Raw genomic sequence first — 19,054 nt, 5'->3', positions numbered from 1 at the left:
TAGACATGCGAGTTAGAAAACGTAAAGGTGCAGAGGAACACCTAGCTAACCATCCTCAGTACGTTATCCTTGAGCCGGAGGCTGCTAAAGGTAAGTGGCATGAGCTTTTTGGTAATGACAATCCTATCCATATCGAGGTAGGATCTGGTAAAGGGGCCTTCATTACTGGTATGGCCCAACAAAACCCTGATATCAACTACATTGGTATTGATATTCAGCTGTCTGTATTGAGCTATGCCTTGGATAAGGTTTTGGCTTCGGGTGCTGAAAATGTCAAACTCTTGCGCGTGGATGGCTCAGCCTTGACCAATTATTTTGAAGATGGCGAAGTGGATATGATGTATTTGAATTTCTCAGATCCATGGCCTAAGAGTCGCCACGAGAAACGTCGTTTGACTTACAAGACTTTCCTAGATACTTATAAGCAAATTTTGCCTGAAAATGGAGAGATTCACTTTAAGACAGACAACCGTGGACTTTTCGAATACAGTTTGGCGAGCTTTTCACAGTATGGAATGGTTCTCAACAAAGTTTGGTTGGACCTTCATGCCAGTGATTATGAAGGCAACGTCATGACTGAATACGAGCGTAAGTTCTCAGAAAAAGGTCAGGTCATCTATCGAGTAGAGGCTCAGTTTAAAGATTAACTCTTGAAAACTTGATTAAAATAACGATTAGCCATTAATAGGCTAATCGTTTGTTGTGGAGAGGTCGCATAGAGGCCGAGTGCGCACGCTTGGAAAGCGTGTAGTCCTTAACGGGGCTCGGGGGTTCGAATCCCCTCCTCTCCTTTTAGAAATAGACAAAAGGTCCCTTCTGTCATAGAAGGGACCTTTTTGTTGTCGTTAATTGAAAAATCTTCCTAGTCCCAAGGGCTCTGGATACCTGCTACCCAACCAGTACAGAGGGCGCTAGTAATGTTAAAGCCACCAGTGTGGGCGTTGATGTCAAGGACCTCTCCTGCAAAGTGTAGGTGAGGGACTTTTTTACTTTCTAGGGTCTTGGGATTAATTCCCTTAAGGTCAACGCCACCTTTAGTCACAAAGGATTTGGCAAGTGACATTTTACCTATGATTGGGATTTCCATGTCCTTAAGCTGACTGATAATGTTTTCCAAGTCTTTGGGGTGCAGTTGTTTAACCTTGCTATCAGCCTTATCTTCTGCTAGAAATTCAGCGACACGCTCTGGGACAAGCGCTTTGAGAGTGTTTTTGACAGATTTCTCACGGTTTTCCTCAAAGTAAGTCTTGAGATTTTCTTGGCTTTGGTTGGGAAGAAAGTCCAGATGGGCAATCTCACCACCCTTGACAAAGCTGGAAAGACGTAGAGCAGCTGGTCCAGATAGGCCAAAATGGGTGAAAAGAAGGTCGTGGGTAATCTTGTGTTTACCATAGGACAGAGTGACATCGTCAAGAGAAATTCCCTGCAAGGACTTGTGGGGAAAGTCGGTTAGGAGTGGACTTTCTGCAGCTTCAAGATCAGTGACATGGAGCTTAAAGTGGCGGGCAATATCATGTCCAAAACCAGTTGAACCAGTCGATGGGTAAGATTTTCCTCCAGTTGTGACGATGAGTTTATCACTGGTAAAAGTCTGGTCTGAAGACTTAACTTGGAATTGCTCATCAACTTTTTTGACGGAGACAACTTCTGTATTGGTAAGGATACTAGCACCCAGTTCCTGAATTTTATTTTCCAGAGCTTGGATGATGGTCCGTGATTTATCTGTCTTAGGGAAGACACGCCCGTGATCCTCAACCTTGAGTTTGACACCATTGTCCTCGAAAAAAGCAATGATATCGTGGTTATCAAATTGTGAAAAGACGCTATAGAGGAAACGTCCATTACCAGGAATGCCTGCTAGAAGATCGTCTAAAGTCCCGTTGTTAGTAACATTACAACGTCCACCGCCAGTACCAGCCAGCTTCTTTCCGAGACGTTTGTTTTTTTCAATTAGGAGGGTTTGTTGGCCATAGAAGGCTGAGGCGATGGTCGCCATCATGCCAGCAGGTCCCCCACCAATAACGATAGTATCAAAATGTTTCATGCCTTTATTTTAGCATAATTTAAAAAGGGAGAATAGTTGGTAAATGGTCAGTTTTTTTAGACAATTTATGTTAGAATAGGAGTAGAAGTCTAAATTAGAATAGTTATTAACTATGGAGGAAAATATCGTGTCTGAAAATAACATGAAACACCGTTCATCTGTCTACGATAGCATGGTTAAATCACCTAACCGTGCCATGCTTCGTGCGACTGGGATGACGGATGATAGTTTTGAAAAGCCTATTGTTGGGGTTATCTCAACTTGGGCTGAGAACACACCATGTAATATCCACTTGCACGGTTTTGGTCAAATTGCCAAAGAAGGTGTTAAAGACGCGGGTGCTTGGCCAGTTCAATTTGGTACGATTACCGTTGCTGATGGTATTGCTATGGGGACACCAGGGATGCGTTTCTCATTGACATCTCGTGATATCATTGCTGACTCAATCGAAGCAGCTATGGGTGGTCACAACGTCGATGCCTTTGTTGCTATCGGTGGATGTGATAAGAACATGCCTGGTTCTATGATTGCCATTGCTAACATGGATATTCCAGCGATTTTTGCCTATGGTGGTACCATTGCACCAGGTAATCTTAACGGTAAGGATATCGACTTGGTTTCTGTTTTCGAAGGTATCGGTAAATGGAACCACGGTGATATGACTGCCGAAGAGGTTAAAGAGCTTGAATGTAATGCCTGCCCTGGCCCTGGTGGTTGTGGTGGTATGTATACTGCCAATACAATGGCGACAGCAATCGAAGTAATGGGGATGAGTCTTCCAGGATCATCATCTCACCCTGCAGAATCAGCTGAGAAAAAAGCAGATATCGAAGAAGCAGGTCGTGCGGTTGTTAAGATGCTTGAACTAGGTCTTAAGCCATCAGACATCTTGACACGTGAAGCCTTTGAAGATGCCATCACTGTCACAATGGCACTTGGTGGTTCAACAAATGCGACACTTCACTTGCTCGCTATTGCTCACGCTGCTAATGTTGATTTGACACTTGAAGATTTCAACGATTTCCAAGAGCGTGTACCTCACTTGGCTGACTTGAAACCTTCAGGTCAATATGTCTTCCAAGACCTTTACAACGTCGGTGGTGTGCCAGCCGTTATGAAATACCTTCTTAAGAATGGTTTCCTTCACGGTGATCGTATCACATGTACTGGTAAGACTGTTGCAGAAAACTTGGAGGCCTTCGATGATTTGACACCAGGTCAAAAAGTCATCATGCCGCTTGAAAATCCTAAACGTGCTGATGGTCCATTGATTATCTTGAAAGGTAACTTGGCTCCAGAAGGTGCGGTTGCCAAAGTATCAGGGGTTAAAGTTCGTAACATCACTGGTCCTGCTAAAGTATTTGACTCAGAAGAAGATGCCATCGAAGCAGTTCTTTCTGATGAAATCGTTGATGGCGACGTAGTTGTTGTACGTTTTGTAGGTCCTAAGGGTGGTCCTGGTATGCCAGAAATGTTGTCATTGTCATCAATGATCGTTGGTAAGGGTCAAGGGGACAAAGTTGCCCTCTTGACAGACGGACGTTTCTCAGGTGGTACTTACGGACTCGTTGTTGGTCACATTGCTCCTGAAGCTCAGGTTGGTGGACCTATTGCCTACCTCCGTACAGGTGATATGGTTACAGTTGACCAAGATACCAAAGAAATTACTATGCACGTTTCAGACGAAGAGTTGGCGAAGCGTAAAGCTGAAACTGAGTTGCCACCACTTTATAGCCGTGGTGTCCTCGGTAAGTATGCTCACATCGTTTCATCAGCATCTCGTGGTGCCGTTACCGACTTCTGGAACATGGATAAATCAGGTAAAGCCTAATTACATGATATAAAATAAAATCACACCGGACATATGTGCGATGTGATTTTTTGGTGTTAAATCCTGAGACAGTTGATGGCAGCATCATGAAAAAGTGATCGTCTATCTGCTGTTAGCCTCAAAAAAACCGGTTGGAAATGTCCAATCGGTTTTCCTTTTATTTTCCGCCTCGAGGTGAGATACCAAGGGCAATGCGTCCATAACGACTGATACGTGTCATCTTCCAGACTGGTGAATAAGTGGTTTCCACCTTGACAGAGTTAATGCCGTCAATGGATTTTAGCTTTTCAGCGATTTCATAAGGCATAGTCTCTTCACAGCCACAACCAGTATCAGTAAAGGTCATAAGGAAGTAGCAGTGGCCATTTTCATCGACGGTGATTTCATAAATCAAACCAAGGTTGTAAATGTCTAGCTCAATCTCAGGGTCGAATACAGTGGTCATTTGTTCAACGATTGGCTCTAAGAAGGGCTGGGCCAAATAATTGACCTTAATATCATCACGGAAGTTTTTCATAGGACTCATTCTTTCTATTTTGCTTTTGTTTATTATGGCATAATTTAGGGCTTTTTTCAATCTCGGATGGCAATATGAGACTTTAGTGAGCGAGTGGATTGACAATAAAAAAACTCCAACAGTCAAACCGTTGAAGATAATGTGATTTATGCTTCAATATCAAGCAGTTTTGCAACCAAGGTTGCTCGAATGCCACCCATAATTGGAGCAAGAATGAAAATCCCAAACCTTGTGGAATTGTTCCCACCATTCCTAGATACAACAGATCTGATACCGGCCAAACCTAATTTGGAAGTACCGATTGTTTAAGTCAAAGACTTTCCTTCTATATACATTTATACCCACACATAGTTTACCAAAAGCTTAGCTTCCTATCAAGTAAATTGTTTGAAGAGTGAAAGGAAAAAGGAACTTAAAAAGAGTCCTTCAGATATCCAGAATAACTAGTCAAATTGACAGAAAGGAGTGATTGTGATATTCTCATAGTAAGACATTTCAAGAGAAAATGAGGCTATTATGAGTATTGAAAAGACAGTCAGCGAGATTGCTGAAATCCTTGGCGTTAGTCGTCAAGCAGTCAATAATCGTGTCAAACAACTTCCAGAAGAAGATCTAGAAAAAAATGCTAAAGGGGTTACTGTCGTTAAACGCAGTGGCTTGATTAAGTTGGAGGAAATCTACAAGAAAACCATCTTTGACGATGAGCCAATCGATGAAGAAACAAAGCAACGTGAGTTGTTAGAGATTCTTGTAGACGAGAAAAACTCTGAGATTGCCCGTCTTTATGCTCAGTTGAAGGCTAAGGATGAGCAGTTGTCTAACATGGATGATCAATTGCGTGTCAAAGACGTTCAAATCGCTGAAAAGGACAAGCAAATCGATCAACAGCAACAATTGACCTTGACTGCTATGAAGGACAAGGAAGAGCTTAAACTGGAACTCGATGAGGCTAAGGTTGAGGTTGACGAAGCCAAGGCCCAAGTGGAAGAAATCCAGACCAAACAAGAAGAAGCTTCTAAAAAAGGTTTCTTTGGACGTCTATTTGGAAAATAAAAAAGAAGCTGGGACTCAGTCTCAGCTTTAACTATTATAGGAGATAAAATGGAAAATTTAGAAACTTATATTGCCTTTGATTTGGAGTTCAACACAGTGGATGGTGTTAGCCATATTATCCAAGTATCTGCCATTAAGATGGATCAGCATGAGGAAGTGGATCAGTTTGACTCTTTTGTCTATTCGGACGTTCCTTTACAGTCCTTTATCAATGGTTTGACGGGAATTACAGCGGATAAGATTGCCAAGGCACCAAAGCTAGAGTCCGTTCTGGCGGATTTTAAATCATTTGTTGGCGACACTCCACTTATCGGCTACAATGCCCTTAAGTCGGACTTGCCTATTTTGTTGGAAAATGGTTTAGACTTGGAAGAGCAATATGCTTTAGATGTTTTTGATGAGGCCTTTGACCGTCGTGCTTCGGATTTGAATGGTATTGTCAATCTCAAGCTAACCAGTGTGGCAGATTTCTTCGGAATCAAGGGACACGGGCATAACAGCTTGGAGGATGCTCGGATGACCGCTCAGATTTACGAGAAGTTTCTCGAATTAGATGAGAATGCCAAACTTTTGGAGCAACAGGAAGAAGTCAGTAACAATCCTTTTGCAGCCTTAGGTTTGGGCGGTCTTTTCGACTAAAGCTTTACAAGAACTGTAAAGGCTGTAAAGAGTGATAGCTAACTTTTTCTGTAAGAAAAGAAAATCCTCTAGGGTGATAGCTTGCATATTACCTTACGTTATAAGGTGGAATCTAGGTATCAAAGGTGGTGAAAGACCTCCTTTGATAGAAAATCTTAAAAGGAGGTGACTGAGATGTCGCAGTTTTCAACAGGAGAGTTGGCTAAAGCAGCAGAAGTGTCTGTTAGGACTGTCCAGTACTATGATCAACGAGGGATCTTGACGCCATCTGAAGTCACAGAGGGTGGTCGGAGAATCTATCACGAATCAGACTTGGAACGACTGCAAGTCATTTGTTTCTTAAGAGATTTGGATTTCTCAATCAAACAAATCCAAAAACTCTTGCAAGAGGAGAATAGGGAACAGGTTTTAGAGCTGTTGTTGACAGACCAAATCGAAAGCTTGGAAAAGTCTTCAGAGGAAATAGAGGTCAGACTAAAACGTGCCCGTCACTTGCAAAAAGCCACTGCTAAGCGGCGTCAACTTTCGTTGGAAGATTTGTCAGACATTTCACGTCTTATGGAAAATCAAAAATCATGGCGTCATTTGCAGTTGAGAATGTATGGGAGTGTCATTCTAACCTCCCTTCTTTATCTGCTAGGCCTACTGGTTGTCTTTTATTATTTTAAGGATCCCAGAGGTTTGTTTATTGTCTGTCCGACATTTTTAATAGCCATAAATCTATTGGTATATCATTATAGAAAGCAGGTCGAATACCTCTGTCCTAATTGTCATAGGACCTTTGATCCTAGTTTTAAAGAGTTTGCCATTTCTGGACATACACCTAGGACTCGTAAACTGACTTGTCCTCATTGTCATGTGAAGACCTACTGTCTAGAGTTGGCTAAGACTAAAACAAAATAGGTTATCGAACATAAAAAACGCTTGAGAATTACTTCTCAGGCGTTTTTAGCTTATTCAACTGAGCTTAGAGCTTCAAGCATATTTAGTTTGGCAAGACGTTTGTTGACGACGAAGCCAAGGATAATAAGGATTATGCCGATAAGGACAGCTGGTAAAAGGTAGGTAGCCAATCCGAGAGATGGATCAAACATGATACGATCTGGCGGAATGATGCTTACCATATAATGGTGAAGTGCCTGTCCAAGACCGAACCCTACGAAGATACCGATGATTGAAAGGTAAATGGTTTCACGATAGATGTAGAGGGATACTTCGTTATTGTAGAAACCAAGAACCTTAACGGTTGAAAGTTCGTGGATACGTTCTGAAACGTTGATGTTAGTGAGATTATGGAGAACAACCACAGCAAGGAGAATGGAAACCGTAATCAAGATACCAATAACCTGTGTCAATGAATTGACCATAGTGCTAATCTGCAGTTTAAGGTTGTTGTTTTGAACAACACCATAAACATTTGGTAAGTTGATGAATTTGGCTGCCATATTTTCAACATTTTGCTTAGTTGGTTCAGCGAGAGTAACAAGGTTGGCATTATTCACTGAAGGTGTTCCAAAAGCTTTTTGGTAGTAGCTAGCATTCATAAAGAGGAAATGCCCCATGTACATTTCAGTGATACCAGCTATCTTAATCTTGACAGATTCATCCTGACTGTTTTGCACAGTAATGGTATCTCCAACCTTGAGGTTTAGGAGTTTGGCCATTTTTTCAGAGATAATAGCTCCGTCATTAGATAGCTTGAGAGTCTTATTACGGTCTCGGTCATGCAAGCTAACGTAACTATCAACGAGTTTATCGTCACGGTCGTTAAAGACAAGGGTTGAGATTTCCTGAGTGTCCTTGTTGCTACCGGCAATTTTTTGCAAGGTTTCAAAATGGACATTCAAGTATTCTTTAACGTCTTTACTATCGAGGAGTTTAGTGAGTTCCTCATCCAAAGCACTTGACGTATTTGGTTGCTTGGCAACAATCATATCATAGTGAATGATGTCTTCAAACTGTTGCTGGTTAAGGTTAGATACAGAAGATCGAATGCCTAAACCTGCGAAGAGCAGTGCAATAGAACCTGCGACACCAAAGAGGGTCATAAACATCCGTTGCTTATAGCGGAAAATATTACGCATGGTAACTTTTTCCGTAAAGCTGAGACGTTTCCAAAGAGGTGTGATGCGTTCTAGGACAATCTTAGCTCCTGCACGAGGTGGTTTTGGAAGGAGGAGTTGGGAAGGTTTTTCCCAGAGCTCTTTCTTGGCAACCGCAAAGGCAGGTAGCACAGCAGATAAGAGACCTAAAAGGAAGGCCACAAGAGTAAGTCCTAGGTAGAAGTGCAATTCGAAAGCAGGAAGCTGCAAATCGCTCTTATAAGTATTGTGAATGAGAATCGGAAGTAGTGTATGACCGGTAATAACACCTGCGGTTGTACCAGTAATACTCGTAATCAAACCATAAATGACGAATTTATGGATAATTCTCGGACTACTGTAGCCTAGGGCGTTGAAAATACCAGCCTTACCACGTTCCTCTTCAACAAAGCGTCCCATGGTTACAAAGGTAACCAAAGCTGCCATAAAGTAGAGAGCGACAGGGAAGATGTTACTCACATCGTGAATGATGTTAATATTACTTTCATAAGCAACATATCCCTCAGAACCCGGAATCTCTCGACGAGAGTAGAATTGATAGCTAGGCGCTGGTAAATTATCAACCATTGCTTGACTTTCTTCGAGTTCTTTTTGTTTGGCTTCAATCTTGGCAGTAGCTTCTTTGACGCTAGCAGCTTCAGCAGGGTTGCTTGTAGCCATTTGCTGGGTCTGTGCGAGTGCTGTTTCAAGTTCTTGTTTAGCTTGAGTAATTTGAGCTTGAGACTGTGACTTGATTTCAGCGAGGCGTTTCTCAGGTTCGTCTTTAAAGAGTTCTTTGAGTTCAGCCTTTCGTTCAGAAATCTTATTTGCGTATTCCTTGCTAAAAGGACTAACATTTTCCAAATCCTTGTAGCGGATGCGGGCAATCATATAATCATTAGAGGTGAAGTCCGTCTCTGGAACAATGGCATAGCCATCCAGTTTCCCCGTACCAGCGCTGGCATTACCAAGGCGGTTCCTAGAGAGAAGTTCAGAGGAATTAACAAAACCAGTAATGGTATATGTTTGTTCCTTTAACTGTTTTTGCCCTGAGCTATCTACTGGCTCAGAAAAGTTAATCTTATCTCCGACGCTATATTCTTCTTTATAAGTTGAGGAAAGAGCGATTTCCCCGTCCTTAGTAGGAAGTTTCCCCTCAATAAGGTCGTAAGTAGAGATTTTATTAGGTTTAGAGAAAATACGAAATGCCGTATTCTTCCCCTTGATGACAGCATCTTTGAAATAACCATACTCGATATCTACATTCTTCTTTTTAATCGTATTGAGAAGGTCCTGATCGGTTTGGTTGATACTGTAAGTACTGATTAAGGTCAAGTCAGCTGTTTGATGCGTCTTGAAGAAGTGTTCCCCAGTTTTTTTCATATTAGGAGAAGTTACTTTAAGACCAATCAAGGCAAAGGATCCCAGTGCCATAAGCAAGGCAATAGAGAGCATACGCCCTTTAGAAGCTACAAAGGTTCGCCAAACATCTTTCCAATAAGTTGTTTTTTTCATGACGGTGCTCCTTTCTAGTATTCCAAGTCCTCGATTTTTTGTGGATTAGGATTAAGTTCCACACTCTTAATCTTGGCATCGTGCATTCGAATGACACGATCGGCGATTGGAGCTAGAGAAGCATTATGGGTCACGATAATAACAGTTGTTTCCTGTTTGCGAGCCATTTCTTGAAGGAGGGTCAGGATTTGTTTCCCTGTTTGATAATCCAGAGCCCCCGTTGGTTCATCACAAAGAAGGATCTTTGGATTTTTGGCAACGGCGCGTGCAATGGCAACACGCTGTTGCTCCCCACCAGATAGTTGTGATGGGAAGTTGTCTAAGCGGTCTCCCAAACCGACTTCGACGAGTGTTTGAGTAGCATCTTTAGCGTTTGGAACGATTTCGGATGCTAGTTCGACGTTTTCCCTGGCCGTAAGGTTTGAAACTAAGTTGTAAAATTGGAACACAAAGCCAACGTCCTCACGACGATAGGTTGTCAGTTCTTTAGCTGTGTATTCAGAGATATCCTTACCATCAATAATGACGCGGCCTTCGTCATTGGTGTCCATACCACCCAAGATGTTAAGAACGGTTGATTTCCCGGCACCAGAGGCACCGAGAATAACGACAAGCTCCCCTTTTTCAATATCAAAGCTTACGTCGTTGTTTGCGATAATTTCCAGATCACCGGTTTTATAGCGTTTATAGCTATGCTTCATTTGAATATAAGCCATGAATTTCCCTTTCATACGAAAATAATGATGCTGATAATTACCTATCTTTCCGTACTCTATTGTAACGGATTTTCCTTGGAATATCTAGTTTTTGAAGCAAAAAAAGGTTCAAAAGACGATAAGATTTTCTTACATGTGACAGAAATTTGAGTGAAGCGTTTACACATGAGAAAAACCTATTCTAGATGAGCTTTGAGTGAGGTGAAAATTTGGTGGAATAGTTATAAAGTTAGGTTATTTTTAGTCTTTTACTGAGTGGATTTCCCATTTTTCCAAATTTCCATCATTGTCGGAGGCTTTAGGTCGGTAAATGTTTCACCATAGGGGTGTCAGAGGGAATCTACTTTTGCGTCAGAGTTGATGATGGATAAAGAGTTTTTTCATAGTTTCGAGCATGGATATATCCAGAATACCGCCATTTTTTTGCATTTGGAAGATACATTTTCTATATGGGTTAATTTATTCATGGGGAAATAGCGGCCTTTTCGTAATCATTTTTTGTGTGTTAGTTATTTTTAAAGAAGTTGTAAATACTTTAAAATTAGATATCTAAATGAGAGGTGCGCATTTTTAGAATGAGTTGTTTATTGGGATGCGTTTTATAAATACTTTTGTTGTAGCTTTCTTTGGTCTAATTGAGGGGTTTTAGTTTCTAATAGTATTTTAGGATGTTGAAAACTCCACTACCTGAATCAAGAATTCTTTTTATAGTTGCATTTAAAGTGTTTGGACAGAATTTTGCTATCCGATAAATTTTTTTGGGAGGTAAGTCAGCAAAAGTGGTTTCTGAAGAATCTGTCTAAAAAACAAGTATTATTTCCCTAAGTACCATTTAAAGAAATTACCATTTGCATAGCGTAAAAAAGCTAATCAGATAATAGATTGTCATCAATTTTAAGACATGAAGTTGTCATTTATTTAAAATGCTTAAAAATTAAAGAAATGCTTGAAATCAAGGTTTTTGCATGCTAAGATTGTTATCTGGGTGAAGGGTTGGTCAAACAGCTCAACCAACCTTTTACCACCTACAGCAGCAAATTGGACTCGTTGTTAGCCAGTTAGAGCTAACCAAACAAATAGTGAGGGATTTATGATTAAAAACAAAGATAATGGTTTTATCGGCAAAGCAGTAATCAGCTTGATTGCTACTTTGGGGACTCTAGCTCTATTCATGGGTACCAGTGGAGCTTCAGCTGATGTCAAAGAAGCTCCAAAACTTGATTTAGATGCTAATCAAACTAAAGTTCAAACCGTTAGTGATGAGGAATTGAAGACCCATGATGGACAAGCTCAAGAGACGAAGAAGCAAGAAACACCTGGACAAAAACAGCCAGAAACTGAAGGAACTAAAGTTTCAGATGAGGAAACTCCTGACTACATCGTTATCACTGAAGTAGTGGACTCATCGGAGCATAAGCAGGACGCTAATCAAGTGGTTGATGGTGTCGCTCAAACGCTTAACCCAGACTTGTTGAATGAGATTTTAGCTCAAACTAGCGAAGTTGGAGAATACCAGATTTATGTCAAGAATGCTGATGAGCTATTAATTTCAGGACCGGTACCTATCCAAACAGCGAATGAAGATGTGAATTACCCTAATTTAGAAAGTTCATTAAATTCAGCGAGCATCTACTTAGGTCAAAAGAATCGCTATAAATTGGCCAACGAAGAAGACGCACAGTCAGGTCTTGCTTTGGTTGAAGAATAAAATTTTTATATGACTATCTTAAAAAGACTTGGATTTCTTGTCCAAGTCTTTTGTATGTTATGACTGAATTGTTAATAGAAAAAAGGAACTGCGAGATTCCTTTTCATTTTTTAGAATGGCAATTTACCGGCAAAGGCACCCATTGATTTTTTAGTCGCTTCGTCAATTTGTCCAAGAGCATCGTTAAGTGCTTGAACAGTCATATCTTGAAGTGTTTCCACATCATCAGGATCCACGACAGCATCAGCAAAAGTGATGTTGACCACTTTTTTGTCACCAGTCAATTCAGCAACAACCAAGTCTTGTGCTGATTTTCCAGTGAAGGTTGTAGCAGCCAACTCAGCTTGGCTTTTTTCCATTTGTTTCTGAAGCTTTTGAGCTTGCTTCATCATGTTCTGCATGTTCATCATAATAGTTTCTAGATTCCTTTCATATCAAGGGGTTAGCCCTTGTTTGTTAAAATTTACTGCCCACTTCTACCCAGAAATAAGTAGTATAAAAATCTTAACTATTATACCATGTTTAGCTTGATTGACAAAGTGGGGAGGAGTATTGAAGAAATTTGTAAAGACTTGATTTTTTCTTATTCATAACAAATGTTAGAGCAATTACAAATCATTAAATTGTAAGACCTATGATAAATACTGTACAATGGTTTATTGTTAATCCAGTCAAAATTCGATTGGAGATAAAAAAGAAAGAGAAGTGACAATGCAAAAAAGAAATTTTTTAGGGATTCTTGTAGGACTAGTTATAGGGCTGTATACAGTCTTAGGAATGAGCCTATTTACTTTTATTAATATAAAATTTAACTCTGTTTATTATGCTCAGCATATTCCTCATAAAGAGGGAACGGAACCGGACATCATTATGTTGATGGAGAATATGGGTTGGGCCTATACACCGGAAATAGAAGGTATTAGCTATGATGATGATGGGTCGTACGCTATAACTAGAGAAAAAGGAACTAAAACGTCTGTATTAAGTTTTACGAATGGTACTCTATTTTTTTTCCTGGACTCAGGTGAAAGTTATCTTTTTGATCGTAATTTTTCTATCCAACATGCTTTTGACAAACGTTATCATACTATTAAATATAATCAACGAAAAGTCAAAAAAGAAATTAGAGAAACTGTCCAACCAGTGATTGATGAGCAACCAAAACCATTAATTAATCTTCAGTGGCTGTTTAATTTAATTTATCAAAGTAGGTTTAATTAGAGAATAAGATAGCATAGAAGTGTTTTGTAGGGACTCTTGCCTTTGCTATTTGAAAGTAGTTTAGGTTGAGTGAAATAGTCGGGAGAGTGGTTCGATATAATAGGTCCATTTCTTGGCTTTCCATGACGGCTAACCTTTGAAAACACCTCATTTTTATGCTACTATGAAAGTTATGGAAAAACAGTTACAAGGCTTGACGCAGATGGAGGTCAAGCGGCGGATAGATGCCGGTAAAACAAATCATTTTAAAGCAAAAACTGGCTCCAGCAACTGGGAGATTTTTAGACGTAATGTCTTTAACTCCTTTAATATGCTCAATTTTGCTATTTTTGTGGCCTTGATTGCTGTTCAGGCTTGGTCGAATCTTTTTTTCTTCGGAATCATTGTGCTTAATGCCTTTACGGGGATGATGACAGAGTTGCGTGCCCGTCGCATGATTGATAAGCTCAATCTCATGAATAAGGATCAGATCCGTGTGGTGCGTGATGGCGAGGTGACTTCTATTGATCCTCAGGATATTGTCTTGGATGATATCATGCTCTTGTCTGCGGGTGAACAGGTGCCTAGTGATGCCGTGGTTGTTGATGGGATGGCTGAGCTCAATGAGGCTATGCTGACGGGTGAGAGTGACCTTATTCTCAAGAAGGATGGGAAGGAGTTGCTCTCGGGTTCTTACCTTGTGAGTGGTCAGGTTTATGCTAAGGTTATTAACGTAGCCGAGGACAATTATGCCAATAAGCTCATGCTAGAGGCCAAGACGCATAAGCCAATTGTGTCACGCATCCTCTATAATATGGATAAGATTGCTAAGTTTACGGGCAAGATTGTGATACCGTTTGGGCTTGCACTCTTTTTTGAGGCTTACTTGATTAAACAGCTCTCTCTTCAAGAATCGGTAGTTACCAGTTCGACAGCCCTTTTGGGAATGTTGCCTAAGGGGATTGCCCTTTTGACAATTACCTCTCTTTTGACGGCCGTTATTAAGCTTGGAATGAAACATATCCTGGTGCAGGAGATGTACTCTGTCGAAACCTTGGCGCGTGTCGATGTGCTTTGTTTAGATAAGACAGGGACAATTACGCAAGGAAAGATGACCGTTAAGGGTCTGAAACTACTGTCAGAGCGTTTCACTAAAGAGGAGTTGGAGCGCTTGCTTGCGGCTTACATGCAGCATAGCAAGGATAACAATGCAACGGCTCAGGCGATTCGGAATGCCTATGAAGGTCTGGAGCATCACTATCAGGTAGGGGATATTATTCCATTTTCAAGTGATCGTAAATGGGGTGCTATGAGCATTGACGGGGTAGGAACTCTCTTTTTGGGAGCACCTGAGATGCTTCTTAAGGAAAATCCAAAAGCAGTCGATCAGGCTCAGGCTCGTGGTTCTCGTGTTTTGATTTTGGCATGGAGTCAGTCAGCGGTTGATACAGAGACCATGAGTTTGCCGAATGATGTTGAAGGCTTGACCTTACTTGAAATTGCCGATCCTATTCGTGAGGATGCTGCAGAAACTTTGGAATACCTACGTTCAGAAGATGTGACGCTTAAGATTATTTCTGGTGACAATCCTGTGACGGTTTCTCATATTGCCCACCAGGCTGGTTTTGCAGATTATCAAAGTTATATTGACTGTTCTAAGGTCAGTGATGAGGAGTTGGAGGCTTTGGCTGAAGATACGGCAATCTTTGGTCGCGTATCTCCGCATCAGAAGAAGTTGTTAATCCAAACGCTTAATGCCAATGGGCATACCACAGCTATGACTGGTGATGGTGTCAACGATATCTTGGCACTACGTGAAGCGGACTGTTCGATTGTTATGGCTGAAGGGGATCCCGCTACACGTCAGATTGCCAACTTGGTGCTTATGGATTCTGAGTTTAAGGATATTCCTGAAATTCTATTTGAGGGACGTCGTGTGGTTAATAATATTGCCCACATTGCACCTATTTTCCTCATCAAAACGGTCTATTCCTTCCTTTTGGGACTTATCTGTATTGCCAGTATTGTTTTTGGAAAGGCAGAGTACCTCTTGGTCTTCCCATTCATTCAGGTTCAGATGACTTTAGCGGGGCAATTTATCGAGGGTCTTCCACCATTTATTTTGACCTTCGAACGTAATATTCGACCTGTTGAGAAACATTTCCTCAGACGTTCGCTCCAGTTATCTATTCCTAATGCCTTGATGCTGGTTATCAGTGTTCTTATTTTCCATCTATCTCAGGTCTATCTTGGCATGAGCAATACGGACATGCTGACGCTTTCCTACTATATGATGGGATCAACGGGTGTCCTTGCCGTTATTCGTGCTTGTATCCCCTTGAATAAGGGACGTGTGGCCTTGATTATTTACTCAGTCTTTGGTTTCTTAATTAGCTCTTACTATCTTCGAGATGTGATTGAAATTTCGACACTTAATAGCTACACCTTGCCAATCTATCTGATAGCAATGGCTATCTGTACACCGCTTTTCTTCTGGATTAGCTACAAACAAGGTGCTTTCCAAAAAGCATAAGTCAAAACTCGAGCTTGGTAACAGGCTTGAGTTTTTTGATACCTCAACAGTAGGAACGGCCTTGATGTGTATGAGGTATGGTACAATAGAGGCATGAAAACAGTAGGGCACTTGACGTCAAAAGTCATTAAAGCTTTTGATTTGGACTACAAGCCTGGTGAAGAAATCACGCTGTCTGCACAACGTAAGAAGCATATGGAAAAACATCGCCAGGAATTCAGTGATTTTGATGCCACCTATGAACGTATTCCAGAGATTATTGCTCATCCGGACTATATCGGTCGCCATCCTAATGGCCAGTCCTTGGAATACATCAAACGTATTGATGGTAATGTTTTGGTAGCGGTCAGATTATGTGATAAACTTAATGTCCGTACCATGTTTGTGATTAAAGATTCTAAGCTGAAAAATTATCTAAATGCTGGTAGAGCTAAGAAAATGTGATATAATATGGATAAGAAATAACAACGAGGGCGGAAGAGGCAGCCGCCGCACCTTCGGGTCTGAAAGAGATGCAGGACTGTCACCCTGCCGTTGTTTATCAAACCGAGAAGTCCCTTTGGGGACTTTTTTGTATAGCAAGGATATTAATTCTTATAAAAACATTGAAAATGTATTGACAAAAAATGAAAAAACTGTATATAATAACTTTAAAAGTAAGCGCTTACTTAATGTGGCAGTTGACTTATGAAGGTTTAGAAATGTTATGAATAGTTTATGCTATTTTATTCCTTTCGTAGCAATTACTTTAAGGAGAATACTTATGAGAAAAAGAGGAAATGGTTAATGGTTTTGGCTCTTGCTGTGACTTCTTTTGTGACTTTGTCTGGAGTTGCTGCAGCTACGCAGTATCCAGGTGGTGGTGTTTGGACTTACGGGGCTTCTAACGGTGGTGCTTTTTCGAATTACTATCATGGTTCGAAATATCATAGTTCAACTGTAGTTAGTCGTTGGACCTCTAAATCTAGTAAGGCCTATGCTTATGCCGGTCAGACTTCGTATGCTTTTATTAAAACGTCTTTTGGCGAGCAGGCTGCCTTTTACTATAACTATAATTAATTAAGTAACGGTGACTAGGTTGAATGTAATATGTCAACCTAGTTTTTGTTTCCTTGTAATGGTTCCATTTTCGACCGTAAACTTTATTTCAATACAAAGATATATAATTGTTCCGTTTAGGAGGTTTGTATGAAACGTGTTTTTATATTCATCTCGACTATCCTGTTTTCTTGCTACTTAGTCACAATGATTGTTCAACAAAATCAGCAAATATCTTTTTCGAGTTATAATGCTGTAGATGTGACTGGTCAGGCTTTGACTGATCATAAGGTATCTAATCGCAAGGAAGTAACAGATGCTTTAACTAATTTAGCTAATGAGCATAATAGCTTAATTGCTAGACGGATTGTTCAACCAAATGAAAAGGGTGAAATAGATTTTCGTTATCAGTTTTACGGACACGTTTCTCCACCTTCTAATTTAAAAAGGGCTTCTCAGGAGAGTGCTGAAGGCAGTGATATAGTTAGTAACTATCTAATTGTCTCAGGTGATTTAAAGGGAGCAGAACTTATCTCGACATTCAGTCAGCTTGGCTATAATGCGGTTGATTTTTCTTCTTATTCAATACTGTCTTTACTTTTAACAATATTATTGAATGAGGTTTCACTTATTAGTTTCGCATTATTTCTGTTGACCTTTGCTTCACTGGTGTTGATTTACCGAATAAAGGATTTAAGGGATGCGGGAATCAAGCTTGTTTCGGGGCAAAGCATGATGAAAGTAATGTTATCATCATTTATCGTTGATTCTAGGCAGTTATTGGTTGCATATTGTTTATCTATTCTTATTGGGGGAGTAGGTTTGTGGCATTTTCGGATTTTGCAATCTTTGCCTATATTACTTTATTTTACAGGAGTAACTTTATATTTTTTTGCGCTATGTTTTATTTCTCTTGGGTTAAGTTTAATATATCTACTAGGGTTAAAAGCAACTTCTTTAGTTGAAGTTATGAGAGGGCGCCTCCCCTTAAGAAGACTTCTAGGAGTGATGTTCTTAGGACAATTCGTTGCAATTGTAGTTGTTGGTATTACTGTAGGTACGTTGTTGAACAGTTATCAAGATTTTGTGCAATTAAATAGTGCTAAAGAAGAGTGGTCTATAAATAGAAATTACTACCAGCTATCTTATAGTTATAGCTCTGCCTTTACACAAGGTAAGGAAGAAGAAAAGCAGAATAAGTCTTGGTATGACTTCGCAAATCGTACTCTAAAGGACGATAAAGGGCTATTTGTAAAAACAAATTTACGTCAGTTCTTAGTATCAAATATAGCTAATGGGGTTAAAATAACAGACTATGTGCCTAATGGGAATACCATTTATGTTTCACCTAATTACTTGGAAAAGCAAAATGTTGGTGTCTCCGATGAATTTTTAGCACAAATGAAAAAACTTAAGCGTGGCGAATTTGGATTAATAATTCCAGAGAAGTTGAAGAATAGTAGGAAAGAGTTAGAGAGTATATATTCAGAATATATGTCAGGTTTCTCAAGTCGTAGTCTAAATCCTCATAGTCATCACTTATTTAAGGTATCGGTCTCTACCGAATTCGTAAAAGATAAGAAAAAGCGTTTTTTGTACAATACAGATAGTGACATACCTATGCAATTCCTTAATGATCCTATTATTGTTGTGACTACCCCTGAAGCAATGGGAGATACACCAAGTAGTCAGTTATTTTGGGGAACAGAAGTAGGTTCGGGATTACACATGACGGGCTATAAGGATAGCATTGATTTACTTAAACAAGGTGGTGTTTATCAATGGGTTTCTTATTTGACTAATAATCGTAATAGCTACTATAAGATTCTTTCAGAGAGTCGTAGTCGCCTTGCTTTTCTATTAATTGGTGTTTTATTAGGTTTATTGACCTCTATACTTTTATTTGACAGTATGAACCTTCTTTACTTTGAGCAATTTAGAAAAGAAATCTTTATCAAGCGATTATCTGGTATGAGGTTTGAAGAAGTTCATTTTAACTATCTTTTTTCACAAATCTGTGTTTTAGGTGTTGCACTTGTGTTTTTGATTTTCTTGATTCATCATTTGATTATGAGTTTACTTATAGTTTCCTTGTTTATTATCAACATGTTTACCATTTTATACAAACAGACGCTTACTGAGAGTAGAACTTCAGTCAGTGTTTTGAAAGGAAAGTAAT

The 19,054-nt window shown here is 40.0% G+C and carries 16 protein-coding genes and 1 tRNA gene; 12 read left to right on the top strand and 5 right to left on the bottom strand.

Going from position 1 to position 19,054, the window contains the following annotated elements; translation table 11 throughout:
- Window positions 1-5: 5 nt before the first annotated feature.
- Complete coding sequence (trmB, locus tag NST80_RS08440) at window positions 6-647, top strand: tRNA (guanosine(46)-N7)-methyltransferase TrmB (protein ID WP_003096317.1); 642 nt, start codon at window positions 6-8, stop codon at window positions 645-647.
- 57 nt (window positions 648-704) lie between these two features.
- A tRNA-Ser gene (locus NST80_RS08435) sits at window positions 705-791 on the top strand.
- Window positions 792-862: 71 nt separating this feature from the next.
- On the opposite strand, the gene NST80_RS08430 is transcribed toward NST80_RS08435, so the two are convergent.
- The gene (locus NST80_RS08430) at window positions 863-2,044 is read right to left on the bottom strand and encodes an NAD(P)/FAD-dependent oxidoreductase (protein ID WP_045769072.1); all 1,182 of its coding nucleotides are present in this window, start codon (window positions 2,042-2,044) and stop codon (window positions 863-865) included.
- Between the two features lie 127 nt (window positions 2,045-2,171).
- On the opposite strand from NST80_RS08430, the gene ilvD reads away from it, so the two are divergent.
- The gene (gene ilvD / locus NST80_RS08425) at window positions 2,172-3,875 is read left to right on the top strand and encodes a dihydroxy-acid dehydratase (protein WP_002884316.1); all 1,704 of its coding nucleotides are present in this window, start codon (window positions 2,172-2,174) and stop codon (window positions 3,873-3,875) included.
- A gap of 157 nt (window positions 3,876-4,032) precedes the next feature.
- Here the strand turns inward: ilvD and NST80_RS08420 are convergent, their stop codons facing one another.
- Window positions 4,033-4,392 (bottom strand): metal-sulfur cluster assembly factor, encoded by a 360-nt coding sequence (locus NST80_RS08420; protein WP_084870997.1) that lies wholly within the window; start codon window positions 4,390-4,392, stop codon window positions 4,033-4,035.
- A gap of 516 nt (window positions 4,393-4,908) precedes the next feature.
- On the opposite strand from NST80_RS08420, the gene NST80_RS08415 reads away from it, so the two are divergent.
- The 3 genes from NST80_RS08415 to NST80_RS08405 all read left to right on the top strand — a co-directional run bounded on the left by NST80_RS08415 (window position 4,909) and on the right by NST80_RS08405 (window position 6,987).
- Entirely contained in the window at window positions 4,909-5,445 is a 537-nt protein-coding gene (locus NST80_RS08415; RefSeq protein WP_002884601.1) for a DUF536 domain-containing protein, read from the top strand.
- Window positions 5,446-5,493: 48 nt separating this feature from the next.
- On the top strand, window positions 5,494-6,084 hold the full coding sequence (locus NST80_RS08410; RefSeq protein WP_070579620.1) for a 3'-5' exonuclease: 591 nt from the start codon (window positions 5,494-5,496) through the stop codon (window positions 6,082-6,084).
- 174 nt (window positions 6,085-6,258) lie between these two features.
- Window positions 6,259-6,987 (top strand): MerR family transcriptional regulator, encoded by a 729-nt coding sequence (locus NST80_RS08405; protein ID WP_004183250.1) that lies wholly within the window; start codon window positions 6,259-6,261, stop codon window positions 6,985-6,987.
- A 50-nt stretch (window positions 6,988-7,037) separates the two neighbouring features.
- Here the strand turns inward: NST80_RS08405 and NST80_RS08400 are convergent, their stop codons facing one another.
- Both NST80_RS08400 and NST80_RS08395 read right to left on the bottom strand, forming a co-directional pair.
- Window positions 7,038-9,680, bottom strand: coding sequence for an FtsX-like permease family protein (locus NST80_RS08400; protein ID WP_183138270.1), 2,643 nt, complete (start codon window positions 9,678-9,680; stop codon window positions 7,038-7,040).
- Between the two features lie 14 nt (window positions 9,681-9,694).
- Window positions 9,695-10,396 (bottom strand): ABC transporter ATP-binding protein, encoded by a 702-nt coding sequence (locus NST80_RS08395; RefSeq protein WP_045001504.1) that lies wholly within the window; start codon window positions 10,394-10,396, stop codon window positions 9,695-9,697.
- Between the two features lie 1,090 nt (window positions 10,397-11,486).
- Between NST80_RS08395 and NST80_RS08390 the strand changes: the two genes are divergently transcribed.
- A complete protein-coding gene (locus tag NST80_RS08390) occupies window positions 11,487-12,104 on the top strand; it encodes a hypothetical protein (protein ID WP_045769077.1) in 618 nt (205 codons plus the stop codon).
- A gap of 110 nt (window positions 12,105-12,214) precedes the next feature.
- Here the strand turns inward: NST80_RS08390 and NST80_RS08385 are convergent, their stop codons facing one another.
- Window positions 12,215-12,514, bottom strand: a complete 300-nt coding sequence (locus NST80_RS08385; RefSeq protein WP_002884818.1) for a YbaB/EbfC family nucleoid-associated protein — start codon at window positions 12,512-12,514, stop codon at window positions 12,215-12,217.
- Window positions 12,515-12,815: 301 nt separating this feature from the next.
- Here NST80_RS08385 and NST80_RS08380 point away from each other — a divergent pair, with 301 nt between their 5' ends.
- The 5 genes from NST80_RS08380 to NST80_RS08360 all read left to right on the top strand — a co-directional run bounded on the left by NST80_RS08380 (window position 12,816) and on the right by NST80_RS08360 (window position 19,053).
- Window positions 12,816-13,325, top strand: a complete 510-nt coding sequence (locus NST80_RS08380; RefSeq protein WP_118058196.1) for a hypothetical protein — start codon at window positions 12,816-12,818, stop codon at window positions 13,323-13,325.
- A gap of 163 nt (window positions 13,326-13,488) precedes the next feature.
- Window positions 13,489-15,837 carry a cation-translocating P-type ATPase gene (locus NST80_RS08375; RefSeq protein ID WP_045001508.1) on the top strand — a complete coding sequence of 783 codons (2,349 nt, stop codon included), beginning with the start codon at window positions 13,489-13,491 and terminating at the stop codon, window positions 15,835-15,837.
- A 93-nt stretch (window positions 15,838-15,930) separates the two neighbouring features.
- The gene (locus NST80_RS08370; RefSeq protein ID WP_014632713.1) at window positions 15,931-16,281 is read left to right on the top strand and encodes a PBECR2 nuclease fold domain-containing protein; all 351 of its coding nucleotides are present in this window, start codon (window positions 15,931-15,933) and stop codon (window positions 16,279-16,281) included.
- 342 nt (window positions 16,282-16,623) lie between these two features.
- Window positions 16,624-16,896, top strand: coding sequence for a lactococcin 972 family bacteriocin (locus NST80_RS08365; protein ID WP_118058198.1), 273 nt, complete (start codon window positions 16,624-16,626; stop codon window positions 16,894-16,896).
- 129 nt (window positions 16,897-17,025) lie between these two features.
- The gene (locus NST80_RS08360) at window positions 17,026-19,053 is read left to right on the top strand and encodes a DUF1430 domain-containing protein (protein WP_149561194.1); all 2,028 of its coding nucleotides are present in this window, start codon (window positions 17,026-17,028) and stop codon (window positions 19,051-19,053) included.
- The last annotated feature ends 1 nt before the right edge of the window (window position 19,054 follow it).

Origin of the sequence: Streptococcus sp. FSL K6-1323, from assembly GCF_038630745.1 — a bacterium.
Taxonomy (GTDB): Bacteria; Bacillota; Bacilli; order Lactobacillales; family Streptococcaceae; genus Streptococcus; species Streptococcus salivarius_D.
The sequence above is the reverse complement of the archived record's forward strand: the minus strand, read 5'-3'. Positions and strand labels throughout refer to the sequence as shown.

Coding starts and splice junctions, on each gene's coding strand:
- NST80_RS08380 (WP_118058196.1), top strand. CDS start 12,816: ATGCAAAAAAGAAATTTTTTAGGGATTCTTGTAGGACTAGTTATAGGG.
- NST80_RS08390 (WP_045769077.1), top strand. CDS start 11,487: ATGATTAAAAACAAAGATAATGGTTTTATCGGCAAAGCAGTAATCAGC.
- NST80_RS08400 (WP_183138270.1), bottom strand. CDS start 9,680: ATGAAAAAAACAACTTATTGGAAAGATGTTTGGCGAACCTTTGTAGCT.
- NST80_RS08375 (WP_045001508.1), top strand. CDS start 13,489: ATGAAAGTTATGGAAAAACAGTTACAAGGCTTGACGCAGATGGAGGTC.
- NST80_RS08405 (WP_004183250.1), top strand. CDS start 6,259: ATGTCGCAGTTTTCAACAGGAGAGTTGGCTAAAGCAGCAGAAGTGTCT.
- NST80_RS08395 (WP_045001504.1), bottom strand. CDS start 10,396: ATGGCTTATATTCAAATGAAGCATAGCTATAAACGCTATAAAACCGGT.
- NST80_RS08360 (WP_149561194.1), top strand. CDS start 17,026: ATGAAACGTGTTTTTATATTCATCTCGACTATCCTGTTTTCTTGCTAC.
- NST80_RS08370 (WP_014632713.1), top strand. CDS start 15,931: ATGAAAACAGTAGGGCACTTGACGTCAAAAGTCATTAAAGCTTTTGAT.
- NST80_RS08410 (WP_070579620.1), top strand. CDS start 5,494: ATGGAAAATTTAGAAACTTATATTGCCTTTGATTTGGAGTTCAACACA.
- NST80_RS08365 (WP_118058198.1), top strand. CDS start 16,624: ATGGTTTTGGCTCTTGCTGTGACTTCTTTTGTGACTTTGTCTGGAGTT.
- NST80_RS08420 (WP_084870997.1), bottom strand. CDS start 4,392: ATGAAAAACTTCCGTGATGATATTAAGGTCAATTATTTGGCCCAGCCC.
- trmB (WP_003096317.1), top strand. CDS start 6: ATGCGAGTTAGAAAACGTAAAGGTGCAGAGGAACACCTAGCTAACCAT.
- NST80_RS08415 (WP_002884601.1), top strand. CDS start 4,909: ATGAGTATTGAAAAGACAGTCAGCGAGATTGCTGAAATCCTTGGCGTT.
- NST80_RS08430 (WP_045769072.1), bottom strand. CDS start 2,044: ATGAAACATTTTGATACTATCGTTATTGGTGGGGGACCTGCTGGCATG.
- NST80_RS08385 (WP_002884818.1), bottom strand. CDS start 12,514: ATGATGAACATGCAGAACATGATGAAGCAAGCTCAAAAGCTTCAGAAA.